Here is a 26,965-nt window from a genome sequence, read left to right on the forward strand (position 1 = left end):
TCCGCCTTGATCGTAGACTGAGCGCAACCTGACTTGCAGCCCGAGCGCCGCACCAGGTGCACCGGTTTGCTGCTGTGCGTGTTGCTGTACAGAGCGCACCCGTCGTCTTTTCGCGGGGCACGTCATGTACCAAGCCGCGGCACGAAACACATTGCGGATTTCTTTCGGCCCACGCACCGCTCTCTATGGAATCACTGCGCATCTACAACACGCTCGCGCGTGACAAGCAAACTTTCGTGCCGCTGCAAGAGGGCGTCGTGCGGATGTACGTCTGCGGGATGACCGTGTACGACTATTGTCACGTCGGTCATGCGCGGGTGATGGTCGTGTTCGATATCGTGCAGCGGTGGTTGCGCACGCTCGGTTACGAAGTGACCTACGTGCGCAACATCACGGATATCGACGACAAGATCATCCGGCGCGCGGTCGAGAACGGCGAGACGATCAAATCACTGACCGACCGCTTCATCAACGCGTTGCATGAAGACGCGGACGCGCTCGGCATCGAGCGGCCCGACCTCGAACCGCGCGCCACCGATTTCATTCCGCAGATGCTCGGCATGATCGAGACGCTCGAGGCGAACGGCTACGCGTACCAGGCGAGCGACGGCGACGTGAACTACGCGGTGCGCAAGTTCGCGGGCTACGGCAAGCTCTCGGGCAAGTCGCTCGAAGACCTGCGCGCCGGCGAGCGCGTCGCGGCCAACGACGCGAAACAAGACCCGCTCGACTTCGTGCTGTGGAAGCAGGCGAAGCCCGACGAGCCCGCCGACACCGGCTGGGATTCGAAGTACGGGCGCGGCCGTCCCGGCTGGCATATCGAATGCTCGGCGATGGGCTGCACGTTGCTCGGCGAGCGTTTCGACATTCATGGCGGCGGGCAGGACCTGCAGTTTCCGCACCATGAAAACGAAATCGCGCAAAGTGAAGCCGCTACCGGCCAAACCTTCGTCAATTACTGGATGCACAACGGCTACGTGCAGATCGACAATGAGAAGATGTCGAAGTCGTTGAATAACTTCTTTACGATTCGAGAAGTTTTGGCGCAGTACGATGCCGAGGTCGTGCGGTTTTTTATCGCACGCGCGCATTACCGTTCGCCGTTAAATTACAGCGACGTGCATATCGACGACGCCCGCAACGCCCTCACGCGTTTGTACACCGCGCTGAAGGACGTCACGCCGGACGGCGCCGCGCTCGACTGGAACGAAGCGCATGCGCAGCGTTTCCAGGCAGCAATGAACGACGACTTCAACACGCCGGTTGCGGTATCGGTGCTGTTTGAGTTGGCAACTGAAGTAAACCGCACGCGCGACCCCGCGCTGGCCCGTCAGTTGCGCTCGCTCGGGCGGGTGATCGGACTGCTCGGCCGCGAGCCGCGTGCATACCTGCAGCAGGCAGCGGGGGCAGCAGCCGAAGGCGCGCTCGACGCCGCCGCGATCGAAGCGAAGATCGCCGCGCGCGTGGCCGCCAAGCAGGCGAAGGACTATGCGGCAGCAGACCGGATCCGGGCGGAATTGCTCGAGGCCGGCGTTGCACTTGAAGACAAACCCGGCGGATTGACCGAGTGGCGGCGCGTGTGAGCGCACCTCGAGCTTCCCTTTGATCGACTCGCCAGGCAGGAGGCAGGATGGCAACGGCCACGAAGACGCCGGCTAAACGAGCCACGTCTCAAACAAACGCGGCAGCCGCGGCAAAGTCGACACGAACGTCGGCTCGCGCGGGCAGCAGCGCGGTGAAGAAAGTATCGTCGAAGGCCGCTGGAGCGCCGGCGAAGACCGGCGCGGGCGCAACGAAAAAGGCCGCCGTCAAACGCGCGCTCAACGGCGCATCGGCGCATGCCCATGCGCCTGTGGCGAAGCGCGCCAAAACGCCGTCGCGTACAGTGCGGGCAAAAAGCAATGGAGCCTTGCGGCCCGAACTCGCGGGCGACGTGCAGGAACTCGCGCGCGACACGCACGAAGGCGAAGTCGTGCGCAAGACGCGCGTGTCCTCGAATGCGGGCGGGCCAGCCGCCGGCGCAACCGAAGTGGCGGTGCCGGTGCAGATCGGCGGCCTCACGCCTGAAGTCACGCGTCCGGCGTATTGGGACAAGGCGTGTGCGGACCTCGTCAAGCGCGATCGTATTCTGAAGAAACTGATTCCGAAATTTGGCCCGGTGCATTTGCTGAGCCGTGGCGATCCGTTCGTCACGCTCGCGCGTTCGGTGGTCGGGCAGCAGATTTCGGTGGCGTCCGCACAAGCGGTCTGGGCAAGAGTCGAGGCGGCGTGTTCGAAGCTCGTGCCGCAGCAGTTCATCAAGCTCGGTCAGGAAAAGCTCACCGCGTGCGGGTTGTCCAAGCGCAAGGCGGAATACGTGCTCGATCTCGCGCAGCATTTCGTCTCCGGGGCATTGCACGTCGGCAAGTGGACCTCGATGGAAGACGAGGCGGTGATCGCCGAGCTCACGCAGATTCGCGGCATCGGCCGGTGGACCGCGGAGATGTTCCTGATCTTCAACCTGTCGCGCCCGGACGTCCTGCCGCTCGACGACCTGGGCCTGATCCGCGCGATCAGCGTCAATTACTTTAGCGGTGAACCGGTTACGCGCAGCGAGGCGCGCGAGGTCGCGGCAAACTGGGAGCCGTGGCGCACCGTTGCCACCTGGTATATGTGGCGTAGTCTTGATCCATTGCCGGTCGATTACTGAAAAACAGGAAGTGACGCCTTTCAGAAACTATCAATTGTAAAAAATTGATAGTTGCGAGATGGTTTTGATATCGGCGGGCGCGGTTAGAATACGCGCTGCCGGTAAGTCCAAGGATTACAAACAATGAAGACCACCTTTCTGGATTTCGAACAGCCGATCGCTGAACTCGAAGCGAAGATCGAAGAATTGCGCTTCGTGCAGGACGATTCGGCCGTCGATATTTCGGAAGAGATCGAGCGGCTGTCCAAGAAGAGTCAACAGCTCACCAAGGATCTGTACGCGAACCTCACACCCTGGCAGGTTTCGCAAATCGCCCGTCATCCGCAACGCCCGTACACGTTCGATTACGTGAACGAGCTGTTCACCGACTTCCATGAGTTGCACGGCGACCGCAATTATGCGGACGACCTGTCGATCGTCGGTGGCCTCGCGCGTTTCAACGGCCAGGCCTGCATGGTGATCGGCCACCAGAAGGGGCGCGACACCAAGGAGCGCGCGCTGCGCAATTTCGGCATGCCGCGTCCCGAGGGCTATCGCAAGGCGGAGCGTCTGATGCGTCTTGCCGAGAAGTTCGGCTTGCCGATCTTCACGTTCATCGACACGCCGGGCGCGTATCCCGGCATCGGCGCGGAAGAGCGCGGCCAGTCCGAAGCGATCGGCCGCAATCTGTACGTGATGGCTGAGCTGAAAACGCCGCTGATCGCCACGATCATCGGTGAGGGCGGTTCGGGCGGCGCGCTCGCGATCGCCGTTGGCGACAGCGTGCTGATGCTGCAATTTTCAACGTATTCGGTGATCTCGCCGGAAGGCTGCGCGTCGATTCTGTGGAAGAGCGCCGCCAAGGCGCCCGAGGCGGCGGAAGCGCTCGGCCTGACCGCGCATCGTCTGAAGGCGCTCGGCCTGATCGACAAGATCGTCAACGAGCCGCTCGGCGGCGCGCATCGCGATCCGAAGGGCATGGCCGCCATGCTGCGCCGCGCACTTGCCGACTCGCTGCGCCAGTTCCAGGGCATGAGCATCAACGACCTGCGTCAACGCCGTTTCGAACGGCTGATGTCGTACGGCAAGTTCAAGGAAACGACGCCGGGTGCCTAAGCCCGCGCGCGTTCACTTTCGGCGCTTCGCGCGCTAACGACGTGACCTCCACCGCCGACTCTCCCGCCGACCGCCTCGTTCTAGAGGCGGTCGGCGTTGCGCTGTCCGCGTTGCCTGCAAGCGCGCGCATCGCGGTGGCGTTGAGCGGAGGCGTCGATTCGAGCGTGCTGCTCGATGCGGTTGTGCGCGTGGCCGGCGCGTCGCGTTGTGTGGCGCTGCATGTGCATCACGGCTTGAGCGCGCGCGCCGACGAATGGCTAGCGCATTGCGAGGCGTTCGCGCGCGAGCGCGGCGTCGAATTCGAGGCCCAGCGCGTCCAGGTCGCGCACGATTCGGGCGTGAGCGTCGAGGCCGCGGCGCGCGATGCGCGTTATCGTGCGCTGGACGCCATGTGCGCGGCACGCGGTATTCACTCGCTATGGCTCGCGCAGCACGCGGACGATCAGGCTGAGACCGTCTTGCTGCAACTGCTGCGGGGAGCGGGCCTCGCGGGTCTCGCGGCGATGGCGCCGGAGTACTTGCCGGCGGGTGCGTCGGCACTGCGCGTGCGGCCTTTGCTTCATCTGCTGCGCGCGCAACTCGAGCAGTATGCGAACGCTCGCGCGCTGCGCTGGATCGACGACGAATCGAACGCGGATACACGCTACGCTCGCAATGCATTGCGCCATGAAGTGACGCCGGCGCTGGCCGTCCACTTTCCTGGTTTTCGCGATGCGCTTGCACGCACGGCGGCGCATGCCGCGTCGGCGCAGCGTCTGCTCGACGCGCTCGCGCGCATCGACATGGAGACGGCGTCACGCGACGAAGGCCGCGCGCTCGCGCATGACGTGCTGCTAGCGCTCGACGACGATCGCGCGCTCAACCTGATGCGTTACTGGATGCGCACGCTAGGACTCGTGGCCGCGTCGAGCGCGCGAGTTGCCGACGCGCTGCGTCAACTGCGCGAAGTGGGTGAAGCGGGCGAAGGGCATGGTCTGCGAATCGATCACGCGGGTCATGCGTTGCGCAGTTATCGCGGCCTCGTCTATTGGGAAGCGGGCGATAGCAGCGAACCCGCCGACGAAACCGCGCTCGCCGCGCGTGCCGTGAGCGAACTAGCGTGGCAAGGGGAGGCGGCCTGGCGCTTGCCGCAATGGCGTGGCACGTTCGTGTTCGCCGATGCCGCTGCTCCTACCGATGCCGCGGCAACTCAGGACGACACCGACACGATTCCCACGAGCGTTTTGCGCCGCGCTGTGTTGAGCGTGCGCCCGCGCAGTGGCGGTGAGCGCATGCGCAAAGGCGCTTTACCGGACGCGCCGAGCCGGACCTTGAAGAACCTGTTCCAGGAGCGCGGCATTCCCGCGTGGAAACGCGACGTGCCACTGCTTTACGTCGGCGACGAATTGCTGTTCGTGCCCTTGCTCGGCGTCAACCGCGCGGCCTTGCCCGAAGACGCGAACGTGGCTGAACCGCGCGTCACGATCATCTGGCGCGAAGACCTGCTGCTTGTCTGACCGGCCGGTCGGACATCCCGGTTGTCGCTCCGGCGGATCCCGAAATAGGGCGCAAAACCGCATGAAACAAGCCTTTGCAGCCCTTATTCCTGGTCTCGCGACGGCCGTTTCGGCTTGTCTTTTTACGCCCGATCGGGTACTTTAGCTTGTTTGCCCGGCCCGCTTTTGCCGTCGCTTTTGTCGTTTTGCCGATCGTGTTGCGTAGTTTCCGGTAAGCCATTAGCGATCATTCACGGGCAAATCCGCGCGTGCTGCACGCGCGCTGCATCTACGCCGCCACACACTTTGCCGTCGTTCCAGAAACGTTGCGCTGTCGTGCTTGTGTGCGGTCGTCTCCAGCGCGCCAGCGCGGTTTCTCCTCCAGTTCAGAACGACAATGGCACTCATCGTACATAAATACGGCGGCACCTCGATGGGCTCGGTCGAGCGCATCAAGAACGTCGCCAGGCGCGTCGCGAAATGGCACAAGGCCGGCCACAAGATGGTCGTCGTGCCGTCGGCAATGTCCGGCGAAACGAACCGCTTGCTCGGTCTCGCGAAAGAAATCACAGGCCAGCCGAGCCCGCGCGAACTCGACATGATCGCCGCCACCGGCGAGCAGGTCAGCTCAGGTCTGCTCGCCATCGCGCTGCAGGAAGCCGGCGTCGAGGCGGTCAGCTACGCCGGCTGGCAAGTGCCGGTCAAGACGGATAGCGCGTTCACTAAAGCGCGCATCAGCGAAATCGACGGCGAGCGCGTGCTGCGCGATCTCGACGCGGGCAAGGTGGTGGTGATCACGGGCTTTCAGGGCATCGACCCCGACGGCCATATCACCACGCTCGGCCGCGGCGGTTCGGACACGTCGGCGGTCGCCGTCGCGGCTGCGTTGAAAGCCGATGAGTGCCTGATTTACACGGACGTCGACGGGGTCTACACGACCGACCCGCGGGTGGTGGAAGAAGCGCGTCGCCTCAATCGCGTGACGTTCGAAGAAATGCTGGAAATGGCCAGCCTGGGTTCAAAGGTGCTGCAGATCCGCTCGGTGGAATTCGCCGGCAAATACAAGGTTAAGACGCGCGTGCTGTCGAGCCTGACCGATCCGCTGATACCGCTCGACGCTGAAATGAAGTCGGGCACCCTGATTACTTTTGAAGAAGACGAGACCATGGAAAAAGCAGTCATCTCGGGCATCGCGTTTCAGCGCGACGAAGCTCGCATCGCCGTGATGGGTGTGCCCGACAAGCCGGGCATCGCGTATCAGATTCTCGGTCCGGTGGCGGACGCGAATATCGACGTCGACATGATCATCCAGAACCAGAGCGTCGAAGGCAAAACGGCGTTCACGTTCACGGTCGGCCGCGGCGACTATCAGCGCGCCATGGACATCCTCACCGGCCAGGTGAAGGGTCATGTGCAGGCCGAGCAGGTGCTGGGCGATCCGAAAGTGTCGAAGGTTTCGGTGGTCGGCGTCGGCATGCGTTCGCACGTGGGTATCGCGAGCACGATGTTCCGCACGCTGTCGGAAGAGGGCATCAACATCCAGATGATTTCGACCTCCGAAATCAAGATTTCGGTGCTGATCGACGAGAAGTACATGGAGCTCGCCGTGCGCGCGCTGCATAAGGCATTCGAACTGGATCAGGCGTAATTTGCCGGCAATCGCGAGGCGCACGAACACGCCGCTTTGGTGGTTTCTGCGGTGCGCGCGGCCAATGTGAACGAATTGCGTCGGCGGTGACGAATCTGGCACGAAAACTGTGCGGTAGACATTGACCTTCGCGGTTCGGCCCGCTATTATCTTGGCTTCGTCGCGCTGACTCCCTGCGCGACCGAAAGTTTGGGAGACGTGGCCGAGAGGTCGAAGGCACTCCCCTGCTAAGGGAGCATCTGGGCCAAAACCTGGATCGAGGGTTCGAATCCCTCCGTCTCCGCCAAAGCGGAACAAAAAGCCCCGTAAGTCTAACCGCTTACGGGGCTTTTTCCTTTTGTGGTCCGCCGATGCGTTCCATCAGTTCGGCTGGTGCTGTAAAAAATAAAGCGTCCCTTCGTTGCCGACTCAGCGCTGCCCGGTAACAGACATTACAATCCCGTTCCATTAACCCGGGGGCACAAAATGAAAATCGCGATTATCTGTCTCGCCTTGTTTGAGCGGTTGCGCTAGCTGGAGCAAGCAACCGACCATTGGCGGATATTCGGTCGGCATTTGCTGCATCAGCAACTGACGACAGCCTGAGCGGGAAAATTGCGCGTGGACAGCGTTGGAGGATGACGCGGTTTCGTCACTTCCCGCCGTGCTTCGCCTGCCACCGTTGCATGAACGCGATTTCATCATGCTGCGCCTTGATGATGTTCTTTGCCAGGCGCCTCAGATCGGGATCCTTGCCATATTTCAACTGCACCTTGGCCATCTCGACGGCGCCTTCGTGGTGCGGAATCATATGCGACACGAAGTCCTTATCGGCATCTCCGGTATAGGGCGGCGAGCTCATCTTCGCCATCATCTCCTTGTCCGCTTTCTCGAAGGCCGAGGTCGAGGAATTCGAGCCTGCATCCGCGGAGGCGGACATATCCATCCCGTGCATCGATGCGCCTTGTTGCGCGGAGACGGAAAATGTCGCGACGCCGAATGCCAGGCCCATGCAAAGAGATACGGTGCGAAGGACGTAAAGCTTTTTCATCTTCAAACTCCTTGGATGAGTCATTTTCAGCACGCGTGGCGCTGATGCCGATGCTACGCGCCGAGCGTCGGATGAAATCCCGCCTCTTCGATCACGGCGAGCAGACGCTCGGGCGGCAACGCCGAATCGATTTTCACGACTTTGGCGGCGACATCGATCTCGAGCTTCGCTGCGGGATCGGCATGAGTGACCGCGCGCGTGATCGAATTGGCGCATCCGCCGCATGACATGTCCTTCACCTGGAATTCCATTTTTTTGCTCCGGTAATCAAACAGAACACTCAGTTTGAACCTTCCCACGACGGTAAAGTCAAGCAGCCGCGCGCGTCGCATTCAGACCGCAATCTCACGCCGAAAATACAGCGTGAAGGTCGTGCGATCAGCGGAACTCGCGACGTCGACCTTGCCGCGATGCAATTCCATGATCGACTTGACGATGGCAAGACCCAAGCCCGCATTGCGCGCCGAACCGTGCCGCGCGGCATCGACCCGATAGAAGCGCTCGAAAATCCTGTCGGCATGTTCCTGAGGAATCGCCGGCCCATGATTGGCGACTTCGATCGCGACATATTTCGGCGAATCGTACAAGCTGAGTTCAACCGCGGTCCCGGCAAACGCATGGTCGAGCGCGTTCGATATCAGGTTGCTCACCGCGCGGCGCAAGAGCGTCGCGTCCGCGAACAGCTGGGCGTTCCCTTGCACGACGAAATGCACACCCGCTTCCTCGGCGAGTCCCTGGAAATACGACGCGAGCCGGCGCAATTCGCTTTCGGCGTCGAGTTCGACCATCTTGATGTGCTGCTGCGCGTTGTCCGTGCGCGCGAGAAACAGCATGCTCTCGATCATCCGTTGAAGCCGCTCGCATTCCTCGATATTCGAGTCGATGAGCGCTTCGTATTCGTCGGTGGTTCGGGGGCGCGACAACGTGATTTGCGACGAACTGATCACGTTGGCGAGCGGTGTGCGCATGTCGTGCGCGAGGTCGGACGAAAACTGCGAGAGACGCACGAACGCGCGTTCGAGACGGTCGAGCATGCGATTGACGGAGAACGCGATGTCCTGAAGCTCGATCGGTCCTCCCTGAATATCCAGCCGCTCGCTGAGATTGTGAGCCTCGATGCGCGAGGTTTGCCTCCCGATGCTTTTGACCGGTGAAAAGCCGCGTCGCGCGACCGCATAACCCAACGCGCCGACCAGCGCCGCCCCGACCGCGACCGCCAGCCAGATGTCGATCCGATAGCTTTCCAGGAGCGATTGCCGTTCGGCGGCCGCGCGAACCAGCAGCACGTGAACCGATTCGCCGGACGGCAGCGTTTCGTCGGCAAACACGCAGCGCGACGGACCGATGCCGGCCGGTCCGCAGGTGTACGGTTCGTTCGCACGATGCGCGGCGGGCGCAAGCCAAAGGTTCGCCGACGGCTCGTCGGAATGCTGAAGGAGGAGCGTGCCTTGCCGGTCGAAAATGGCGAGATAGACGCCCGGATGAGACAGCAACACCTCGTGGAACACGGACGGGTTATCCCGCAAGGCCCGAGTTGAACCGGCGTCTCGCGCCAACTGTAGAAACTGGCTGAGCTTGCCGGTGATTTCGATGTCATCGCGTCGTTGCAACTCGGTCGACAGCGCGTTGTACAGGAACGCACCCGTCAGCGCGAACACCACGATCGCGGCGGCGGAGAAAGCGAGCGTCAACCGTTTCAGCAACGAATAGGAACGGGGCGAACGACGGCCGGCCACCGTCGTCACGAGCGGTCCTCGAGCACATAACCCATGCCCCGCACGGTGTGCAGCAGTTTCTTGTCGAACGAGTTGTCGATCTTGGCGCGCACGCGTTTCACGGCTACGTCCACCACGTTGGTGTCGCTGTCGAAGTTCATGTCCCAGATCTGCGACGTGATGAACGTGCGCGTGAGCACCTCGCCCTGGCGTTCGGCCAGCAACTGAAGCAGCGCGAACTCCTGGGCGGTGAGGTCGATGCGGGTGCCTCCCCGATGGACCCGGCGCTTGATCAGATCCACTTCCAGGTCGGCAATGAGCAGCACGTCGCGCGCGCCACGCGGTGCGCGTCGCAACAGCGAGCGGATGCGAGCGAGAAACTCCGCATAGGCGAACGGCTTCGAGAGGTAGTCGTCGGCGCCGAGTTCGAGGCCTTCGACCTTGTCTTCCACCGTGTCTCGCGCCGTCAGGAGCAGAACGGGCGTTTGCTTCTGTTCCCGCAGCCGCTTGAGCACCTGGAAACCATTCAGCTCAGGCAGCATCACGTCGAGCACGATCAGATCGAAGTCTTCGTGCAAGGCGAGAAAGAGGCCGTCCTTGCCATTGTCGGCGAGGTCGACCGTGTAGCTTGCCTCCGTCAGCCCCTTGCGGAGATAAGACGCCATTTTCGGTTCGTCTTCGACTATGAGTATCCGCATGGCAGGTGGTGGTGTAGTAGGTATGTGCCGGTCGCCGGTCGCCGGTTCCCGACACGACGAGTCTAGTGCACGCAGCGTAGTGGGCGAAAGGTAGATCGAACATGGCGGCAAAATGACATTGTGTTCATCTTCGATCGAGTCTGAAAATTTGGTCATGTTGCAGCCATGCCTTCGTCACGCCGACGCAATTAAGCTTCGAGGCGTATCTGCGTTGAGCCGTTGCCGCTTTTCCCGCGCGACGGCCGTATCCGCACCGATTCCAGCCTTACGGCCCTCCCAAACTGCGTGCTAGACTCCATTTCCATGTCGTATTGGCGCAAACTCTTCGTCATCGTGCTGCTCATGCTGAGCCTTCCGGTTCAGGCGTTCGCGGCCGTCTCCCTGAAATGCGAGTCATCGCATATCAGGAGCGAAGTTGCGCCCATGCAGCATGCCGAGATGGACGCCCCCGCTCACGATCATCATATGCATGAGCTGACGATGGCCGACGGCGGCGATCACGACGATCATGGCCACCAACACCGCGGCGCGCATCATGCCCACAGTTGCGGGACCTGCGCGTCCTGCTGTCTGGGCGTCGGCTTGTTTGCGCTTCCCGCCGTGGCGGCGCCCGCCGGCATCGCTCACTTCGCGGTTCCTCTTCCTCCGTCGGTTCACGTCGCGTCGTTTCTGACGAGCGGCATCGAACGACCTCCCCGCATCTCCCTCGTCTAGTCCTTCGTCGCGGCCTCGGCTGCGATGCGCAATTTCGTCCTGAAGGCCGTGCTTCGGCCATCCAGATGACTGACGACGAGAAAAAATCATGCGAATGTTTATCGCGGCGCTGCTCGGCGCGGCGGCATTGTTGCCGGCGCTCGTGCAAGCCGACACCCCACATCCTGACCCGTCCGACGCCTTCGCGTCGGTGCCCGCGCTCAGCACGCCGTCCGTCTTTGCGGACTATCGGGCCTACCGGGACGAACCTGCGCCCAGCTGGCAGGAACTCAATCGCGCGGTGATGAATTCATCGGCGATGAAAGGGATGAACCACGGCGCCAAGCCGGCCGCCGGCGCCGGGGCCAGATCCAACGAACGCGGCAACGACGGCGAACACAAAGAACACAAACCACCCAGCCAACACGAACACAGCACCCACGAGGGACCGGCCAAATGAGCTCGCCACTTTTTTCGGGCGGCCGCATCGCGGCGCTCGCCGTTGCGCTGACCTTGCTTGCCGGCTGCACGACATTTTCGAAAGACGGCGGCTTCAATACCGTATCGACGACCGCCTCCGAACGTCTTGCGAAAGACGCGGTGCTGGTGAAAACCGACGAGGACCGGGACGCCGTCGCGAAGCGAACCCAGGAACTGCTGGCCAAGCCCTTGAGCATGGACGACGCGGTCCAGATCGCGTTGCTGAACAACCGCGGCTTGCAAGCCTCCTACGCGGAGCTCGGCATTTCGGAGGCCGATCTCGTGCAGGCCGGACGCCTGCCGAATCCCGGTTTCAGCTTCAGCCGCACGCACGGCGGCAACGAACTGAGCATCAGCCGCACGTTCACGCTCGGCGTGCTGGGTGTCCTGACGCTGCCGCTCGCGACGAAGATCGAGAGCCGCCGCTTCGAACAGACGAAGCTGCTCGCCGCGGACGCGATGCTCAAGGTGGCCGCCGACGCACGACGAGCCTACATCGGCGCGGTGGCCGCCGAGCAGGCCGCCGCCTATGCCGCGCAAGTGAAGGATTCGGCGGAGGCCGGCGCCGAACTGGCGTTGCGGATGCAACAGGCGGGCAACTTCAGCAGGCTCGACTACGCTCGCGAGCAGGCCTTCTATGCGGACGCCGTCGCGCAACTGGCGAAAACGCGGCAGCAGTCGGTGTCCGCGCGCGAAAAGCTCACGCGCACGATGGGTCTGTGGGGTCCCGGCACGCAGTACGCGCTGCCCGAGCGCCTGCCCGATCTGCCGAAAGCGCGCCCCGAGTTGAACGACCTGGAAAGCTTTGCAATGCAAAACCGGCTGGACATCCAGGCGGCGAAGCTGCAAACGCAGAGCGTCGCGTCCTCGCTGGGCTTGAGCAAGGCGACGCGCTTCATCAATGCGCTGGACGTCGGGTATCAGAACAACTTCACGACTTCCGACGGCCGCGAGCAAGGCTACGAGATCAGCGTCGAGATTCCTCTTTTCGACTGGGGCAGCTCCAAGGTGGCGCGGGCCGAGGCGATTTACATGCAGTCGGCCAATCGCGTCGCCGAGACCGCGATCAACGCACGCTCGGAGGTCCGCGAATCGTATTCGGCCTACGTGACCGATTACGACGTGGCCAAGCACTATCGCGACGAGGTCGTGCCGATCCGCAAAACCATTTCCGATGAACTGATGCTTCGCTACAACGGCATGCTCGCGAGCGTGTTCGAACTGCTCGCCGATTCGCGTGACCAGGTCGGCGCGGTGAACAGCTATATCGATGCGCTGAAGGACTACTGGCTCGCGGAAACCGACTTGCAGCAGGCGGTCGGCGGCCGTTTGCCGCCGCTCGCGGTGGCTTCGGCGCAATCAGAACAACCCGCGCCAGCGGCGCCGGCGGCGCAACCCGCGTCGTCCACACATTCCGAAGGTAAATGACATGCTGTCACGTCGAAATTTTCTTGGCGGCTCGGGGGCCGCGCTGTTGGGCGCGGCGCTCGTCAGCAAGGCCGGCGCGGCCTCGTTGCCCGAAGCGCCCATCATGAGTAAAGCCACCACGCAGCCGCCGCTCGCGCCGCCGAATGGCCGTCCGTACACGCCGGTGGCCACGCTGAACGGCTGGTCGTTGCCGTGGCGCATGAAGAACGGCTGGAAGGAGTTCCATCTGATCGCTGAGCCGGTGGTGCGCGAATTGGCGCCGGGCATGAAGGCGAACCTCTGGGGCTACAACGGCCAGGCGCCGGGCCCCACCATCGAGGCGGTGGAAGGCGACAAGGTCCGCATCTTCGTGACCAACAAGCTGCCGGAGCACACCACGGTTCACTGGCACGGGATGCTGCTGCCCTCGGGCATGGATGGCGTCGGCGGCCTCACGCAGCCGCATATTCCGCCGGGCAAGACCTTCGTCTACGAGTTCCAGCTGGAGAAGCACGGCACCTTCATGTACCACCCGCATGCCGACGAGATGGTGCAGATGGCGATGGGGATGATGGGCACCTTCATCGTCCATCCGAAAGACCCTGGCGTCATGCAGGTGGACCGCGACTTCGTGTTCATCATGTCCGCGTACGACATCGATCCGGGCAGCTTCACGCCGCGCGTGAACGAGATGACCGACTTCAACATGTGGACCTGGAATTCGCGGGTCTTTCCGGGCATCGACCCGTTGCCGGTGCGTGCGGGAGACCGCGTGCGCATCCGCTTCGGCAATCTGACGATGACCAATCACCCGATCCACCTGCACGGCTATCACTTCGAGGTCGCGGGCACGGACGGCGGCTGGATTCCGCCTGCCGCGCGCTGGCCGGAGGTCACGGCCGACGTCGCGGTCGGCCAGATGCGCGCCATCGAATTCACGGCCAACCGTCCCGGCGACTGGGCGTTTCACTGCCACAAGTCGCATCACACGATGAATGCGATGGGCCATCAGGTGCCGAACCTGATCGGCGTGCCGCAAAAGGATCTCGCCAAACGCATCAACAAGCTCGTGCCGGACTACATGGCAATGGGCAGCACGGGCGGCGCGATGGGCGAGATGGAAATGCCGCTCCCCGACAACACGCTGCCGATGATGACCGGCACCGGTCCGTTCGGTCCGCTGGAAATGGGCGGCATGTTCACGGTCGTGAAGGTTCGCGAGGGACTGGGGCGCAAGGATTATCGCGACCCCGGCTGGTATCGGCACCCGAAGGGAACGGTTGCTTACGAATACACCGGCGAGTTGCCGGACAGCTGATTTTTTGTGTCGCCGGACCGGGCGGTCCGGCTCAACTTTTCATTTCAACGCAGGAGAAAGAGTGATGAAGAACGTATTGGCATCGATTGCGCTTGGCTGCGCACTGGCCGTTTCCGCATCGGCCTATGCGGCCGGCGACATGGGCAACATGGACATGGGCGGCAGCGCCGCGAAGCAGGGCGGCGACGCGAAAGCGGGGATGTCGCACGGAGAGGTCAAGAAGGTCGACACGTCGGCCGGCAAGCTGACCATCAAACATGGCCCGCTGGACAATCTGGGCATGGACGCGATGACGATGGTGTTCAAGGTCAAGGATCCCGCCATGATTTCGCAGGTCAAGCCCGGCGACAAAATCGACTTCGTGGCTGAGGAAGTCGACGGCGCGCTGACGGTGGCGAAGCTGCAAAAGAAGTAAGGATTCGCAGGGTGCCCCGTCACAGGGGCTACGCCTTTTTCGATCATCAGGATGCACAAGAACATGAACATATTCACTCGCAAACAACTACTCGGACTGGCCACGGCGACCGCCGTCGCGTTCGTGCCGATGGCGGCGTTCGCGCACGGCAAGCTGGAGAGCGCCGTGCCCGCGTCCGGCAGCACCGTCGATGCGGCGCCCGACGCGCTGCGGCTCACCTTCAACGAAGACCTGGAGGCCACCTTCAGCACGGTGAAGGTGTCGGACGCGAAGGGCGCGACCGTGAGCAAGGAGAAGGCCAAGGTCGACGCGGCGAATCCGCGGATGCTGACCGTTGCGCTGCCGAAGCTCGCGTCCGGCACTTACTCCGTGCAGTGGGCGGTCATGACGCAAGACGCCCACAAGACCAAGGGCACGTACGCGTTTCAGGTGAAGTGATGAACGACGGTCTCCTCGGCGTCCTGCGGCTCGCGTTCGTTGCGTTGCAAAACCTCGGCTTTGCGGTTGTCGTCGGCGTGATGCTCAGCGACCGATGGCTCGCGCGCAGCACGTCCACGTGGCAGGTGGGCGTGAGCCGGCGGCTCGTCGGCGCATTGCGTATCGCGTCTGTCAGCACACTGCTGTCCAGTACGTTTGCCTTCTGGATTCATTGCGCGTTGATGAGCGAGTCCACGCTTGTCGAAGCCTGGCCCGCGGTGCGCTCGATGCTCGTCGAGACCGGGTTCGGTCACGCATGGTTCGCCGGGGCCGTGCTCATGTCATGCGTGGTGGTTCTTTCGTTTATGCAGACCGGCAAGTCGATCCGCTTCGTGCCGGCAATCTGGCTGGCGCTGGCGGGCGTCGCGCTGGCCCGCAGCAACGGCGGACATCCTGTGGATGCCGGCGCCTTCAGTCTGCCGGTATGGGCGGACTGGATCCACCTGCTTGCGATCAGTGCGTGGGTCGGGCTCGTGCTGGTGACCACGTATATCGTCGCGCCACGTTTCTTTAACGCGCCGGGCAGCGAGCGCGTGAATAGCGCCGCGTATATCCAGTCCCTGTCGGATGCCGCGACGCTTGCGCTGGTTGTTCTGTTTATCACGGGCGCCTATAACGGCTGGCGCGGCGTCCGGTCGCCGGAGGGACTGCTCGAGTCCGGCTATGGGCAGATGCTCATGCTGAAACTCGCGCTGGTGTTCGTGGCGGCCGCCCTCGGCGGGCACAATCGTTTCTTCGAGATGCCGACACTGCTCGCGTCGCTGAAGAATGTCTCGTCCGCCTTGCCGGTGAAGCCTTTGAAACGCTTCGCCGCGGTGCTGCATGTCGAGTCGGTGGTGTTGGCCGGTGTGCTGGTCGTGGCTGCGGTGCTGGTTTCGAGTCCGCTGCCCGGCGCGTCGTAGTTCGTTTCAACGCGTTTTTTGTTTCACGTCCACGCAGATGGTCATCGCCGCCGGGTCGATGAAGGCCGCATGTATTCCTTGATCGGCCCGAGGTACGGCCATCTTTTACGGGACCCGAGGGCATGATCTCGGGTCCTTTTTTTTGCGCCGCGCACGACGGGCTCGGTGCTATCGGCCGATCGACATCGACTGACGTTGGCGCGGCGAACGCCTTGTTGTTCGGATGACCAAATAGTCATTTCGCCGTCACCGGTCGTTCAGACGCCGCACTCCAGAATGGAACCTGTTCGGAATCAACTCTTACCGGTTCCGCGTCGTTCAGGAGAAAAGTAACCATGTCGTCCAAATCCATCTCTATCGTTGCCGCGCTGATTGCCGCAACGCTCGCCACGTCCGCGTTCGCTGATGCCGACCACGACTACCCCAAAGCCTCGGTTTCGACCGCGTTGCCGCCGGCGAGCAGCGCGAGCCCGTCGTCATCGAATGTGACGACCGCGATCACTCCGGTTGCCCAGGCGCCGCGAGGAAAGACCCGGGATGAAGTCTTGCAGGAACTGATTCAAGCGCGGCGCGCGGGGTTGATCCCGTCCGGTGGCGCCGACTATCCGCCGAGCGAAGCAACGATTGCGCGCAATCTGGCGCGACTGGAAGCGGCGCCTCAGAAGTGGGCCACTCAGCCGTAAGGCCATTCGTGCGATACAGTCGCCGCGCAACGGGATGATCCCGGCGGCGCGGCACTGACAATTCGTTGAGCCAGGTCAAATTGCGCAGGCAGGGGCGATCGCAGCATGGAGGGTGCAAGCATCGGCCAACGCACGGCATATCCAAACCGCATGCCCCACTGTTTGGTCTATCATCGAAATGCCGACAGAACACTGGAGAAACAGAATGCGCAAGGTATGGCGGGTCCTGGCTGCGCTGCTTGCGCTAAGCCTCGCGGGTTGCGGCTACAACACGCTGCAAGTTCAGGATGAACAGATCAAGGCGAGCTGGTCGGAAGTCGTCAATCAGTATCAACGGCGTGCGGACCTGGTGCCGAATCTGGTGAACACGGTCAAGGGCTACGCTGCCCAGGAACGGGACGTGCTCATCCAGGTGACTGAAGCACGGGCTCGCGTCGGCTCGGTTCAGGCCACCGCCGAGGTGCTCAACAATCCCGAGGAATTCGCGAAGTTCCAGGCCGCCCAGGGGCAACTCACTTCATCGCTCTCGCGGCTACTGGTTGTCTCGGAGAACTATCCGCAATTGAAATCGGACGCGAATTTCCGCGATCTGCAAGCGCAACTGGAGGGCACGGAGAACCGCATCACCGTCGCCCGCAACCGGTACATCCAGGCGGTCCAGGCCTATAACGTCACCATTCGGTCGTTTCCCTCCAACCTCACGGCGAAGGCGTTCGGCTATCAGGAGAAGCCGAACTTTTCGGTCGCCAACGAGCAGGAAATCGCCAGGCCGCCGCGGGTCGACTTCAGCGCCGCGCCGGGTAAGGCCCAGCCAGCGTCGGGAGCCGCCAATTGAATGCGCTCAAAGCCCTCATGGCGTTGCTGATCGGCGTCGCGCTGTGGGGCGCCTCGGGGGCGATGGCCGAGGTCGCGGTGCCGCCCTTGACGGCACGCGTCACCGACCAGACCGGCACGCTCACCCGCGAGCAGGCAGGCGCGCTCGAACAGACATTGCAGGCCTTCGAAAGTAGAAAGGGCACGCAGATTGCGGTGCTGATCGTGCCCACCACCGAACCGGAGACCATCGAGCAATATTCGATGCGCGTGGTCGAGCAATGGAAGCTCGGGCGCAAGAAGGTGGACGACGGCGCGTTGCTGATCGTCGCGAAGAATGACCGCGCGCTGCGCATCGAGGTCGGTTATGGACTCGAAGGCGCGCTCAACGACGCGGTCAGCAATCGGATCATCAATGAAATCATCGTGCCGCGATTCCGCCAGGGCGACTTCTATGGCGGCATCAACGCGGGAGTCGATCAGATGATCCGGGTGGCCGACGGCGAGTCGTTGCCGCCCCCGCAATCCCGCAACGCGGGTGAGCCGCCCAACATCTGGCGCTATGCGCCGGTTATCTTCATGGTGGCGATCGTGTTCGGCGGCGTGCTGCGCGCCATGTTCGGACGCTTGCCCGGCGCCGCGGTCGCGGGCGTCGGCGTGGCGGTGATCGCCTGGCTGTTGGCGGCCGGCCTTCTCGCGACAATCGCAGCCGGCGTGATCGCCTTCGTGTTGACGCTCACCAGCGGCGGGATCGGAAGCTACGTCGGCGCATACGGTCTCGGGCGTCGTGGCGGCGGGTCGGGGCGCGGCGGCCGCGGCGGCGGATTCGGCGGCGGCGGCGGCGGTTTTGGCGGCGGTGGCGCGTCGGGCAGGTGGTGAGATGAACATCCAGCGAACCCTCAAGCATCTCTTGACCACCCATGCGAAGGTCAACGCGGCGTTTTCTCGCGACACGCTGGCCGCGATCGAAGAGGCGATCAAGGCATGCGATGCGCAACACGCCGGCGAGGTCTGCTTCGCCATCGAAGGCGCGCTGCCGAGCCTCGCGCTCTTCAACGGGCAATCGGCGCGGGACCGTGCCGTGGAAGTGTTCTCGCAATTGCGCGTCTGGGATACCGAGCACAACAACGGCGTGTTGATTTACGTGCTGCTTGCCGACCGCGACGTCGAGATCGTCGCCGATCGCGGCGTGCATGCGAAGGTCGGTGAAGTGCAATGGCAGGCGGTTTGCCACACGATGGAAGAGGCTTTCCGCCAGGGAGCCTACCGCGAGGGAGCGATCGGCGGGATTCAGGCGATCGCGCAGCTTCTGAAGCAGCACTTTCCCGCGCAGCGCGACTTCATAAACGAATTGCCGGACACGCCCGCGATATTGTGATCGCGCTGCCGCTGCCGCTGTCCCTCGCGCGGTAGCGATCGGCCGCCGACGCGGGCAGCACGAATCAGAAAATCAGAACCGGTCGGCGCGCACCAGCGCAGCGAGCCTCGCTCGTTCCTGCGCCACGTCGGCCGTCTGCTGTTGCGGCCAGTCGAGCACCACGCCGTCGTCGAGCGATTCGCGCACCAGCGACGAATAATCCCATTTGTGCAGCTTCCCGGATTTCATTGCATCGGCGACGTCATGCCTGAGTGGCACAGGGAAGCTCGCGTAGGCCGCCGAGAGCGCCGCGTACTGACGCGCGTCGATTTCGGCGGATGAATGAAACAAGGCCCAGCTCACGACGGCGATGATCGCCATCAACGGCACTACGGTGTAACGCAGGATGAATTTGATAGGTGTCATGCGGTGATGTGTTGCGAAGCTACTGGGAAATGACGATGTCCGACGTGCGCCTCGATCACGGCGGAACAGGCGCGCGTTGGGCACGAAGCGTGGTGAGGATACCCCTCAGAATGTCGATGGGCGGCGGCGGACAGCCGGGGATCGTCACGTCGACGGGAAGAAGCTTCGAGAGCGGCCCGCACACCGCGTAGCTGTCCTTGAACATGCCGCCCGTGCACGCGCATTCGCCGACGGCAACGACCAGTTTCGGATGAGGCGTCGCCTCGTAGGCCTGCCATACCGCTTCCTTCATGTTGAGCGTGAGCGGACCGGTGACGAGCAGCATGTCCGCATGACGCGGGCTTGCGACGAAGCGAATGCCCAGGCCCTCGATGTTGTAATAAGGGTTGTTGAGCGCGTGGATTTCGAGCTCGCACCCGTTGCAGGAACCCGCATCGATCTCGCGGATGCACAGCGCCCGACCGAGCACGTCGAGGATGTCCTGCTGAAGCCGCCGGCTTTCCGTGCGCCACGCGTCGTCGCCTTCGGGCACGCGCAGCGTTGGCGTGTCGGTTCTCGCCATCTGTTTGATGAGTTGCCACATTACAGGTCGTGCCCCGCGTAGTTCAGATTGAACGACTTGTTGATCAACGGGAAATCGGGAACGATGTTGCCGATGATCGCATGCTCCAGCGCGGGCCAGTTCTGCCACGACGGGTCATGGCAATGGCAGCGCGCGATGGTGCCGTCGCCGGCGGTTTCGAGTGCGACGAACACGTCGCCGCGCCAGCCTTCTATCCAGCCCACGCCACGCGCCGGCGCGGCCTTGGGTTCACATGTCGCTGCAATCTCTCCGTCCGGCAGATCGGCGAGCAGCGCATGGATGAGCCGGATCGACTCATGGATCTCGCCGAAGCGGACCATGACGCGGGCGGCCACGTCACCCCGTTCGTCGCCGATCACGCGCACCTGAACTTCATGATAGGGCGCATAGGGATGATCGGCCCGCACGTCGACCTTCCGACCGCTGGCACGCGCGGCGAGTCCGCAGACGCTGAAGTGCTCCGCCACTTTCGCGGCAAGGATTCCCGCGCCCGCGAAGCGATCCTGCAGTCCCGATTGATCGTCGTAGATACGCTGCATCACGCGGACCTGCGCGTCGATCTGATCGCACTGCGTTTGCAGCGCCGCGACGGCGCGTGCATCGATTTGCGCCGCGATGCCGCCGGGGACGATCTGGTCCATCAGATAGCGGTGCCCGAAGACGCGGTGGTTCAGCCGCAGCCAGTCTTCCTTCAAACGGGAGAACTGCGCGAGGCCGTATGCGAATCCGGCGTCGTTGCCGAGCGCGCCGAGATCGCCCAGATGATTGGCGATGCGCTCGCGTTCGAGCAGCAGCGCACGCAGCCATTGCGCGCGCGGCGGAATCAGCACGCCGAGCGCCCGTTCCACCGCCATGCAATACGCCCATGAGAACGCGACGGTCGAGTCGCCGGCGATCCGGCCCGCGAGACGATGCCCGAGCAACAGAGGCGTTTGCTGGAATAAACGTTCGATGCCTCGGTGCGCGTAACCCAGGCGCTCCTCCAGTCGCAGCACTTTCTCGCCGACCACCGAAAAACGGAAGTGCCCCGGCTCGATCACACCCGCGTGGATCGGACCCACGGCGATCTCATGCACGCCGTCGCCCGCGACCGCCACGAACGGATAGTCCGCTTCACGCGACTCGAACCGTTCCGTCCCGGAATGCAGCTTCCGCAGCGGATGATAATCGGCGGGCCAGTTGCCGTGATTGAGCCACGGCCTCGCGTCCCCGGCGTTTATCGCACGCAGTCCCAGCAGATCGTGCACGGCGCGTTGCATGCGCACCGCGCACGGAAAGATCGGCGAAAGGTCCGGGTAGCCGCCCTCGATGCCGGGCGGCAATGGAAGCGGCAGTTGAACCCACAGGAGGCCGTCTTCCACTGCATAGGCCGCGGAGATCGCGAACGAGCCCGCCGCTTCCTCGGCGCCCCACAACGAAATCAGACGGCCGCCCGTTGCGCGCGCCGTCGTGGCGGTGCGGGTCCACGTGTCGGCGTCGACGCGCGCGAGAAACGCCGACGACGTGCCCGCGAACCCGGCCAGGCGGACGAGATTGGCAAGACCGAATGCCTCGATGCGCATGTCTTCACCCCGCGATCATGGCCGCCGCCTGCCGATACCACGTCGCAAGATAAGGCGGAATGTAGAGTCCCAGCATCAAGCTCATGCCGAGATGGACGAACACCGGCAGCAGCGCCGGCGGATGTTCAAGCACCTTGGCCGTGGTGTCGCCGAACACCATGCCCTGCACGCGCACGAAGATGGCCGCGAACGCCACGGCCAGTCCGAGCAGCAGGAAGGGCGTGGCCCACGGCAGCGTGCGCATCGCCGTGGTGAGAATCAGGAACTCGCTCGCGAACACGCCGAACGGCGGCATGCCGAGAATCGCGAGCGTGCCGAGCATCATGCCCCAGCCGACAGTCGGGCTCACGCGCAACAAGCCGCGGATGTCGTCGATCGCCTGGGTGCCGGCCTTTTGCGCCGCGTGTCCGACGGTAAAGAAGATCGCGGACTTCACGAGCGAATGCACCGTCATGTGCAGCAGGCCCGCGAACGTTGCGATAGGACCGCCGAGCCCGAATGCGAACGCCATCAAGCCCATGTGCTCGATCGACGAATACGAAAAGAGCCGCTTGACGTCTTTCTGCCGGAACAGCGAAAAAGCGGCGATCAGCACCGAGACCAACCCGAAGCCGACCAGCAGATGTCCCGGCAGGCCGTTCTGCAATGCGCCATCGGCCAGCACCTTGCAGCGCAGCACCGCATACAGCGCGACGTTGAGCAGCAGCCCCGACAGCACGGCCGAAATCGGCGTGGGTCCTTCGGCGTGCGCGTCGGGCAGCCAGTTGTGCATGGGCACGAGGCCGACCTTGGTGCCGTAGCCGATCAGCAGGAACACGAACGCGAGCGAAATGATGGTCGGGTCGAGACTGCTCTTGACCGCGTTCAGACTGGTCCAGAGCAGCGCGTCGCCGCCGCCCAGTTGCCGGCTCGCGGCGAGGTAGAGCAGGATCGTGCCGAACAGCGCCTGCGCGATGCCGACGCCGCACAGAATGAAGTACTTCCACGCGGCCTCGAGGCTTGCCGCGGTGCGATAGACGCTCACCAGCAGGACCGTCGCGAGCGTGGCCGCTTCCATCGCGACCCACAGAATGCCCATGTTGTTGGTGAGCAGCGCGAGCAGCATCGCGAAGATGAACAGCTGATACATGCTGTGGTAAAGACGCATGCGCGGGGCCGTCATCTTGCCGCGGTCGCGCTCGATGCGCATGTACGGCCGTGAAAAGATCGACGTGGTCCAGCCGACGAAGGCCGTCAGTGCGACGAGGAACACGTTGAGCGGATCGACGAAGAACAGCTTGCCCAGCGCGAACGCCGGCCCGTGCGCCACGGTTTTCGCGGCGAGCAGCGCGGCGGCCGCGAACGTGAGGAAACTGAAGCCGACGTTGAGTTCCGCCGCGACATGATGCTGGCCCACGAGCGCAAGACAGACGCCCGCCAGAAGCGGGATGGCGAAAACCAGCAGCAGGATCCAGGCTTCAGTCATCTTTTAGTTTTTCGAGGTGGTGAATGTCCAGGCTGTCGAACTGCTCGCGAATCTGGAACATGAACACGCCGAGGATCAGGATGCCCACCAGCACGTCGAGCCCGATGCCGAGTTCGACGATCATCGGCATGCCGTTGGTCGCCGCGGCGGCGGCAAAGAACAGGCCGTTCTCCATCGATAGAAAGCCGATCACCTGAGGAATCGCCTTCGCCCGCGTGATCATCATCATGAACGATAGCAGCACGCAGGCGAGCGCGATGCCGAGCGTGCCGCGCGCCACCGACGAGGCGAGCTGGCTGACCGGCGAGGCGACGTTGAACGCGACGATCACGAGCACGATGCCGATCAGCAGCGTGGCGGGAATGTTGAGGAGCGACTCCACGTCCGTCCTGACGTTCAGGCGCTGCACGAGCCGATAGAGTATCCAGGGGATCAGGCCGACCTTGAGCACGAGCGTGAGCGCCGCGGAGATGTAGAGATGCACGTCGGCGGTCACGTATCCGAGGATCACGTTCGCCGACACGAGCGTCACGCCCTGCAGCGTGTAGAGGTGAATCAGCGACAGGATGCGGCGTTGGCTGAGCATCGCGAACGACAGCAGCAGCAGGATCGCGGCCAGGAAATTGATGATCTGCGTGGCGAATCCGTGCATCACGCCCCCAGCAGAAAGTGAACCAGCATGCCGATGACGGCCAGCAGGAACGCCGTGGCGAGAAACTCCGGCACGCGGAAAATGCGCATCTTGGCGTTGGTCGTCTCCACGATCGCGAGTGCCGCGCCGCCTATCGACAGCTTGACGAACAGCGTCGGTATCGCGAGCAGCAGCGCCAGCGGACTGCCGGCTTCCGCGATGCCCCAGGGAACGAACAACGCGAGGCCGATGCACGAGTACGCGAACAGCTTGAGGCTCGCGGCCCACTCCATCAGCGCGAGATGCCGGCCGGAATATTCGAGGATCAGCGCCTCGTGGATCATCGTGAGTTCGAGGTGGGTGGTCGGATTGTCGACCGGCAGGCGCGCGTTTTCCGCGAGCGACACCATCGTGAACGCGATGCCCGCGAACGCGAGGCTCGGATAGATCGCCAGTTCGCGATGGCTGAGCGTGGCGACGATGCGGGTCAGCAAGGTCGACTGCGTGATCAGCGACGCCGAGAACAGCACCATCAGCAGGGCCGGCTCGGCCAGAAAGCCGACCAGCATTTCGCGGCGCGCGCCGAGCGTGCCGAACGCGGTGCCGATGTCCATCGCCGCGAGCGAGATCGCGACGCGCGCCAGCGCGAACAGGCCCACCAGGGCGATCGCATCCGCGGCGGGCGAGAGCGGCAGATCGGTGGAAAGCGTCGGCACGATCGCGCAGGCGAGCGTCATGCAGGCCCAGACGACATACGGCGCGCCGCGGAAAATCGGGCTCGCATGTTCGGCGACGACCGACTCCTTGTTGAACAGCTTGTGAAGCATCCGGTAAGGCTGCCAGATGCTCGGCGCACGGCGGTTCTGCAAGCGCGCGCGGCAGATGTTGATCCACCCGGTCAACAGCGGCGCTGCCGCGAGCGCGAGCAGGATTTCGAGGCCCTGGGAGAGCAATCCGGAGAGCGTGATCATCGTCTCACCAGCATCAGCAGGACGATCAGCACGAGAAAGCTGTGCATCAGATAGACGGCGATGCGGCCCGTCTGAAGCAAGCCGGCCAGCGCCGCGATGCGCTTGATCAGCCGTTCGAGCGGCTCGTAAATCAGCGCCCACGCGCGATCGGTCACGCTCACGCTGTATATCGGCTGGCTGTCGAATGGCGAAGGCAGCCGCCGTTCGATCCTGAAGAGCGGCGCGAAGATTTCCCGGATCGGCTGCCCGAAGCCTTCCGCCGTGTCCTGCATGCGCGCGGTCCCGAACGGATAGCCGCAGGCCCAGGGCGCGGCCCGCCGCAGGCGCCCATGGTAGAGACGCCGCACCAGCAGCCACGCGAGCGCGCAACAGGCAAGGAAGAACAGCAGGAACACCGCCGGCATGTAGCTGGCCCGGTCCACGCTAGTGGGCGCGAGCAGCAGCCAGCCATTGCGTGCGACGGCCGGCCCGATGCCGGCGTCCACCAGCATCCGCGTGACGCGGTCCAGAACGGCCACGAATTGCACCGGCAGCAGTCCGAGCAGCACGCATATCGCGGCCAGCCATGCGAAGCCGACCCGCTCCCACGGCGTGGCGTCTCGGGCCTCGCTCAGCTTCGCCTCGCGCGGCTGGCCGAGAAAGACGATGCCGAAGAACTTGACCATGGTGTAGCCCGCGAGCGCGGCCACGAGCGCGATCAGCGCGGCGACGAGCGGCACCACCATGTTCAGGAACGGGTCCGGCAAACCCGGCGTGAACAGGAAGCTTTGCAGCAACAGCCATTCGGAGACGAAGCCGCTCAACGGCGGCAGCCCCGCGCTGGAAAGCGCGCCGACGAGCGCGGCCCATGCGGTCCAGGGCATGAAACGGATCAGGCCGCCGAGACGCCCGAGGTTGCGCTCGCCCGTGGCATGAAGCACGGAACCGGTGCCGAGAAACAGCAGACTCTTGAAGGCGGCGTGGCTCGCGATCTGATAGAGCAGGGCCGTCAACGACAAGGCCGCGAGCGCCGTCATTCCGTACGCGCGAAACAGGATCGCGAGCCCCATGCTGACGAACATCAACCCGATGTTGTCGATCGACGAGTACGCCAGCAGGCGCTTCATGTCCGTCTGAATCGCGCTGAACACGACGCCGAAGAGCGCGGAGAAGAGCCCGAGTATCAGCATGAGCACGCCCCACCAGGCAATCTGCACGTGCAGCAGATCGAACACCGTGCGCAGCACGCCGTACAGCCCCGCCTTGAGGACGAACCCGCTGAGCAGCGCCGAGACCGGCGAGGGCGCCGCCGGATGCGCCTCGGGCAGCCAGACGTGCAGCGGGACAATGCCCGCCTTCGTGCCGAAGCCGAACAGCGCCAGCACAAACGCGACCGACGCCCAGAACACGTCCAGATGCTGCGCGCGCATGTTGGCGAACGTGTAGTCGCCGGTATTGGCTTGCAACAGGCCGAAGCACAGCAGCAGCGCGAGCGCGCCGACGTGCGAGATCAGGAAGTAGAGCCAGGCCGCCCGGCGGATGTCGGCGAAGCGGTGATTGGTCATGACGAGGAAGGTGGCCGATACCGTCATGGTTTCCCATGCCACCATGAAGCAATAGGCGTCGTCGGCGAGCAGGAGGAGCGCCATGCTGGCGAGGCACACGTGATATTCGAAGCACAGCAGGCCCGGCGGCGTGCCCTCGCCCTTGCGGAAGTAGCCGGCGGAGAAGGCGCTCACGCCCGTGCTCACCACGCCGAGCACGCACAGGAAATAGGCGGACAGGCCGTCGAGCCGAAGATGGAAGGGCAGGTCCGGCAGCCCGAGCGGCAGGACGATCTGCCGGGGACCGGCAAAGGCGCCCGCGAGGCCGAGCCCGCATAGCAGCAGCCCGAACACCGCGCCGGCTGGAAACAGCCCGTGCGCCACCACGCGGGTGCGGCGCAGGCTCGCCAGCCCCGCGACCCCGATGACGAGCCAGCCCGCGATCACGAGCAGCACGTAGTGGATGACCAGCGGGGTGAACTGCGCGTGTTCCATCGACGTTGTCTCCAATACCGTCAAAGGTTCTGTTCAGCGGGCAGCGTGTCTGATGAAGAGTATCCCGAAACCGCCTCCAGCCGGTGACGATCTTCCATTTCGTTGACATGGCGGCATGGCAAGCGGCTCGTGATGCGGCGCGCTGTTCACCGTCAGTGGCGCTGTTTCGCTGGAGGACATCAGGTTAGCAGTTGATGATAATTGCGTTATCATCCTAGCAGTTTTATCGTTCCAGTTCCACGCGCGATGACCCGTCGGTGCGCGCATAAAGTGCGCCGCGAGTGCGCCGCGTCGGTTCCGCGCATTGGCAATGCGACCTTGCCGCGCGCGTGGAATGTCAGAAGCTCCAGCTTGCCGCGCCGGTCCCTCTCACGCCCAACGCGCGGTTCGGACGGGCGAATCTTCGAATCGATA

Annotated in this window: 27 protein-coding genes and 1 tRNA gene; 17 read left to right on the plus strand and 11 right to left on the minus strand. The window is 63.5% G+C overall.

What is annotated here, in order from left to right; all coding sequences use genetic code 11:
• Positions 1–185: 185 nt before the first annotated feature.
• The 6 genes from cysS to ACOCG7_RS18655 all read left to right on the plus strand — a co-directional run bounded on the left by cysS (position 186) and on the right by ACOCG7_RS18655 (position 7,193).
• On the plus strand, positions 186–1,583 hold the full coding sequence (cysS, locus tag ACOCG7_RS18630; protein WP_244745031.1) for a cysteine--tRNA ligase: 1,398 nt from the start codon (positions 186–188) through the stop codon (positions 1,581–1,583).
• A 47-nt stretch (positions 1,584–1,630) separates the two neighbouring features.
• Positions 1,631–2,689 (plus strand): endonuclease III domain-containing protein, encoded by a 1,059-nt coding sequence (locus tag ACOCG7_RS18635; RefSeq protein WP_244744322.1) that lies wholly within the window; start codon positions 1,631–1,633, stop codon positions 2,687–2,689.
• Positions 2,690–2,812: 123 nt separating this feature from the next.
• Positions 2,813–3,784: an acetyl-CoA carboxylase carboxyltransferase subunit alpha gene (locus ACOCG7_RS18640; RefSeq protein WP_007181378.1), complete on the plus strand. Its 972-nt coding sequence runs from the start codon at positions 2,813–2,815 to the stop codon at positions 3,782–3,784.
• A 41-nt stretch (positions 3,785–3,825) separates the two neighbouring features.
• Positions 3,826–5,280 (plus strand): tRNA lysidine(34) synthetase TilS, encoded by a 1,455-nt coding sequence (tilS, locus tag ACOCG7_RS18645; RefSeq protein WP_244744321.1) that lies wholly within the window; start codon positions 3,826–3,828, stop codon positions 5,278–5,280.
• Positions 5,281–5,656: 376 nt separating this feature from the next.
• Positions 5,657–6,907, plus strand: coding sequence for an aspartate kinase (locus tag ACOCG7_RS18650; protein WP_073427618.1), 1,251 nt, complete (start codon positions 5,657–5,659; stop codon positions 6,905–6,907).
• A 192-nt stretch (positions 6,908–7,099) separates the two neighbouring features.
• Positions 7,100–7,193 (plus strand) — tRNA-Ser (locus ACOCG7_RS18655).
• Between the two features lie 345 nt (positions 7,194–7,538).
• Here ACOCG7_RS18655 and ACOCG7_RS18660 read toward each other — a convergent pair.
• From ACOCG7_RS18660 to ACOCG7_RS18675, 4 genes are all read right to left on the minus strand, one after another.
• Positions 7,539–7,937, minus strand: a complete 399-nt coding sequence (locus ACOCG7_RS18660; RefSeq protein WP_342346025.1) for a CopM family metallochaperone — start codon at positions 7,935–7,937, stop codon at positions 7,539–7,541.
• A gap of 53 nt (positions 7,938–7,990) precedes the next feature.
• Entirely contained in the window at positions 7,991–8,188 is a 198-nt protein-coding gene (locus tag ACOCG7_RS18665) for a heavy-metal-associated domain-containing protein (RefSeq protein ID WP_073427706.1), read from the minus strand.
• Positions 8,189–8,269: 81 nt separating this feature from the next.
• Positions 8,270–9,682: a heavy metal sensor histidine kinase gene (locus ACOCG7_RS18670; protein WP_421379407.1), complete on the minus strand. Its 1,413-nt coding sequence runs from the start codon at positions 9,680–9,682 to the stop codon at positions 8,270–8,272.
• Positions 9,679–10,350: a heavy metal response regulator transcription factor gene (locus ACOCG7_RS18675; RefSeq protein WP_073427619.1), complete on the minus strand. Its 672-nt coding sequence runs from the start codon at positions 10,348–10,350 to the stop codon at positions 9,679–9,681. Before ACOCG7_RS18675 ends, ACOCG7_RS18670 begins: the two co-directional genes overlap by 4 nt.
• 303 nt (positions 10,351–10,653) lie before the next feature.
• On the opposite strand from ACOCG7_RS18675, the gene ACOCG7_RS18680 reads away from it, so the two are divergent.
• From ACOCG7_RS18680 to ACOCG7_RS18730, 11 genes are all read left to right on the plus strand, one after another.
• A complete protein-coding gene (locus tag ACOCG7_RS18680) occupies positions 10,654–11,064 on the plus strand; it encodes a hypothetical protein (RefSeq protein ID WP_244744320.1) in 411 nt (136 codons plus the stop codon).
• An 88-nt stretch (positions 11,065–11,152) separates the two neighbouring features.
• On the plus strand, positions 11,153–11,503 hold the full coding sequence (locus ACOCG7_RS18685; RefSeq protein WP_244744319.1) for a hypothetical protein: 351 nt from the start codon (positions 11,153–11,155) through the stop codon (positions 11,501–11,503).
• Positions 11,500–12,951, plus strand: coding sequence for a TolC family protein (locus ACOCG7_RS18690; RefSeq protein WP_244744317.1), 1,452 nt, complete (start codon positions 11,500–11,502; stop codon positions 12,949–12,951). Before ACOCG7_RS18685 ends, ACOCG7_RS18690 begins: the two co-directional genes overlap by 4 nt.
• Before the next feature lies 1 nt (position 12,952).
• The gene (locus ACOCG7_RS18695; protein ID WP_083083390.1) at positions 12,953–14,248 is read left to right on the plus strand and encodes a copper oxidase; all 1,296 of its coding nucleotides are present in this window, start codon (positions 12,953–12,955) and stop codon (positions 14,246–14,248) included.
• Positions 14,249–14,312: 64 nt separating this feature from the next.
• Positions 14,313–14,663 carry a copper-binding protein gene (locus ACOCG7_RS18700; protein WP_073427624.1) on the plus strand — a complete coding sequence of 117 codons (351 nt, stop codon included), beginning with the start codon at positions 14,313–14,315 and terminating at the stop codon, positions 14,661–14,663.
• A gap of 63 nt (positions 14,664–14,726) precedes the next feature.
• Positions 14,727–15,101 carry a copper homeostasis periplasmic binding protein CopC gene (copC, locus tag ACOCG7_RS18705; protein WP_083084234.1) on the plus strand — a complete coding sequence of 125 codons (375 nt, stop codon included), beginning with the start codon at positions 14,727–14,729 and terminating at the stop codon, positions 15,099–15,101.
• Positions 15,101–16,042: a copper resistance D family protein gene (locus ACOCG7_RS18710; RefSeq protein ID WP_073427625.1), complete on the plus strand. Its 942-nt coding sequence runs from the start codon at positions 15,101–15,103 to the stop codon at positions 16,040–16,042. Before copC ends, ACOCG7_RS18710 begins: the two co-directional genes overlap by 1 nt.
• 335 nt (positions 16,043–16,377) lie before the next feature.
• Positions 16,378–16,725 carry a DUF4148 domain-containing protein gene (locus ACOCG7_RS18715; RefSeq protein WP_073427626.1) on the plus strand — a complete coding sequence of 116 codons (348 nt, stop codon included), beginning with the start codon at positions 16,378–16,380 and terminating at the stop codon, positions 16,723–16,725.
• Between the two features lie 205 nt (positions 16,726–16,930).
• Complete coding sequence (locus tag ACOCG7_RS18720; protein ID WP_073427627.1) at positions 16,931–17,560, plus strand: LemA family protein; 630 nt, start codon at positions 16,931–16,933, stop codon at positions 17,558–17,560.
• Positions 17,557–18,417: a TPM domain-containing protein gene (locus tag ACOCG7_RS18725; protein ID WP_244219984.1), complete on the plus strand. Its 861-nt coding sequence runs from the start codon at positions 17,557–17,559 to the stop codon at positions 18,415–18,417. The genes ACOCG7_RS18720 and ACOCG7_RS18725 overlap by 4 nt, the downstream gene beginning before the upstream one ends.
• 1 nt (position 18,418) lies before the next feature.
• Positions 18,419–18,916, plus strand: coding sequence for a TPM domain-containing protein (locus ACOCG7_RS18730; RefSeq protein ID WP_244744316.1), 498 nt, complete (start codon positions 18,419–18,421; stop codon positions 18,914–18,916).
• Positions 18,917–18,988: 72 nt separating this feature from the next.
• On the opposite strand, the gene ACOCG7_RS18735 is transcribed toward ACOCG7_RS18730, so the two are convergent.
• The 7 genes from ACOCG7_RS18735 to hyfB are packed head-to-tail and all read right to left on the minus strand — an operon-like array spanning position 18,989 to position 26,551.
• Entirely contained in the window at positions 18,989–19,321 is a 333-nt protein-coding gene (locus tag ACOCG7_RS18735) for a hypothetical protein (RefSeq protein WP_073427629.1), read from the minus strand.
• A 55-nt stretch (positions 19,322–19,376) separates the two neighbouring features.
• Positions 19,377–19,904 carry an NADH-quinone oxidoreductase subunit B family protein gene (locus ACOCG7_RS18740; protein ID WP_244744315.1) on the minus strand — a complete coding sequence of 176 codons (528 nt, stop codon included), beginning with the start codon at positions 19,902–19,904 and terminating at the stop codon, positions 19,377–19,379.
• Complete coding sequence (locus ACOCG7_RS18745; protein WP_421379417.1) at positions 19,904–21,466, minus strand: NADH-quinone oxidoreductase subunit C; 1,563 nt, start codon at positions 21,464–21,466, stop codon at positions 19,904–19,906. Before ACOCG7_RS18745 ends, ACOCG7_RS18740 begins: the two co-directional genes overlap by 1 nt.
• A 4-nt stretch (positions 21,467–21,470) precedes the next feature.
• Positions 21,471–22,931 (minus strand): hydrogenase 4 subunit F, encoded by a 1,461-nt coding sequence (locus ACOCG7_RS18750; RefSeq protein WP_244744313.1) that lies wholly within the window; start codon positions 22,929–22,931, stop codon positions 21,471–21,473.
• Positions 22,924–23,583 carry a formate hydrogenlyase gene (locus ACOCG7_RS18755; protein ID WP_083083396.1) on the minus strand — a complete coding sequence of 220 codons (660 nt, stop codon included), beginning with the start codon at positions 23,581–23,583 and terminating at the stop codon, positions 22,924–22,926. Before ACOCG7_RS18755 ends, ACOCG7_RS18750 begins: the two co-directional genes overlap by 8 nt.
• Entirely contained in the window at positions 23,583–24,533 is a 951-nt protein-coding gene (locus tag ACOCG7_RS18760) for a respiratory chain complex I subunit 1 family protein (protein ID WP_073427634.1), read from the minus strand. Before ACOCG7_RS18760 ends, ACOCG7_RS18755 begins: the two co-directional genes overlap by 1 nt.
• Positions 24,530–26,551 (minus strand): hydrogenase 4 subunit B, encoded by a 2,022-nt coding sequence (hyfB, locus tag ACOCG7_RS18765; RefSeq protein ID WP_244744312.1) that lies wholly within the window; start codon positions 26,549–26,551, stop codon positions 24,530–24,532. Before hyfB ends, ACOCG7_RS18760 begins: the two co-directional genes overlap by 4 nt.
• Between the last annotated feature and the right edge of the window lie 414 nt (positions 26,552–26,965).

This window comes from Paraburkholderia sp. DD10 (assembly GCF_049177125.1).
In the GTDB taxonomy this organism is placed as follows: domain Bacteria; phylum Pseudomonadota; class Gammaproteobacteria; order Burkholderiales; family Burkholderiaceae; genus Paraburkholderia; species Paraburkholderia terricola.

Bases quoted from the DNA above. Each gene is read 5' to 3' on its own strand.
- cysS (WP_244745031.1), top strand. From the start codon at position 186: ATGGAATCACTGCGCATCTACAACACGCTCGCGCGTGACAAGCAAACT.
- ACOCG7_RS18680 (WP_244744320.1), top strand. From the start codon at position 10,654: ATGTCGTATTGGCGCAAACTCTTCGTCATCGTGCTGCTCATGCTGAGC.
- ACOCG7_RS18660 (WP_342346025.1), bottom strand. From the start codon at position 7,937: ATGAAAAAGCTTTACGTCCTTCGCACCGTATCTCTTTGCATGGGCCTG.
- ACOCG7_RS18640 (WP_007181378.1), top strand. From the start codon at position 2,813: ATGAAGACCACCTTTCTGGATTTCGAACAGCCGATCGCTGAACTCGAA.
- ACOCG7_RS18665 (WP_073427706.1), bottom strand. From the start codon at position 8,188: ATGGAATTCCAGGTGAAGGACATGTCATGCGGCGGATGCGCCAATTCG.
- hyfB (WP_244744312.1), bottom strand. From the start codon at position 26,551: ATGGAACACGCGCAGTTCACCCCGCTGGTCATCCACTACGTGCTGCTC.
- ACOCG7_RS18635 (WP_244744322.1), top strand. From the start codon at position 1,631: ATGGCAACGGCCACGAAGACGCCGGCTAAACGAGCCACGTCTCAAACA.
- ACOCG7_RS18750 (WP_244744313.1), bottom strand. From the start codon at position 22,931: ATGACTGAAGCCTGGATCCTGCTGCTGGTTTTCGCCATCCCGCTTCTG.
- ACOCG7_RS18685 (WP_244744319.1), top strand. From the start codon at position 11,153: ATGCGAATGTTTATCGCGGCGCTGCTCGGCGCGGCGGCATTGTTGCCG.
- ACOCG7_RS18675 (WP_073427619.1), bottom strand. From the start codon at position 10,350: ATGCGGATACTCATAGTCGAAGACGAACCGAAAATGGCGTCTTATCTC.
- ACOCG7_RS18710 (WP_073427625.1), top strand. From the start codon at position 15,101: ATGAACGACGGTCTCCTCGGCGTCCTGCGGCTCGCGTTCGTTGCGTTG.
- ACOCG7_RS18735 (WP_073427629.1), bottom strand. From the start codon at position 19,321: ATGACACCTATCAAATTCATCCTGCGTTACACCGTAGTGCCGTTGATG.
- ACOCG7_RS18695 (WP_083083390.1), top strand. From the start codon at position 12,953: ATGCTGTCACGTCGAAATTTTCTTGGCGGCTCGGGGGCCGCGCTGTTG.
- ACOCG7_RS18650 (WP_073427618.1), top strand. From the start codon at position 5,657: ATGGCACTCATCGTACATAAATACGGCGGCACCTCGATGGGCTCGGTC.
- ACOCG7_RS18760 (WP_073427634.1), bottom strand. From the start codon at position 24,533: ATGATCACGCTCTCCGGATTGCTCTCCCAGGGCCTCGAAATCCTGCTC.
- ACOCG7_RS18700 (WP_073427624.1), top strand. From the start codon at position 14,313: ATGAAGAACGTATTGGCATCGATTGCGCTTGGCTGCGCACTGGCCGTT.
- ACOCG7_RS18740 (WP_244744315.1), bottom strand. From the start codon at position 19,904: ATGTGGCAACTCATCAAACAGATGGCGAGAACCGACACGCCAACGCTG.
- ACOCG7_RS18730 (WP_244744316.1), top strand. From the start codon at position 18,419: ATGAACATCCAGCGAACCCTCAAGCATCTCTTGACCACCCATGCGAAG.
- ACOCG7_RS18745 (WP_421379417.1), bottom strand. From the start codon at position 21,466: ATGCGCATCGAGGCATTCGGTCTTGCCAATCTCGTCCGCCTGGCCGGG.
- ACOCG7_RS18690 (WP_244744317.1), top strand. From the start codon at position 11,500: ATGAGCTCGCCACTTTTTTCGGGCGGCCGCATCGCGGCGCTCGCCGTT.
- copC (WP_083084234.1), top strand. From the start codon at position 14,727: ATGAACATATTCACTCGCAAACAACTACTCGGACTGGCCACGGCGACC.
- ACOCG7_RS18715 (WP_073427626.1), top strand. From the start codon at position 16,378: ATGTCGTCCAAATCCATCTCTATCGTTGCCGCGCTGATTGCCGCAACG.
- ACOCG7_RS18755 (WP_083083396.1), bottom strand. From the start codon at position 23,583: ATGCACGGATTCGCCACGCAGATCATCAATTTCCTGGCCGCGATCCTG.
- ACOCG7_RS18720 (WP_073427627.1), top strand. From the start codon at position 16,931: ATGCGCAAGGTATGGCGGGTCCTGGCTGCGCTGCTTGCGCTAAGCCTC.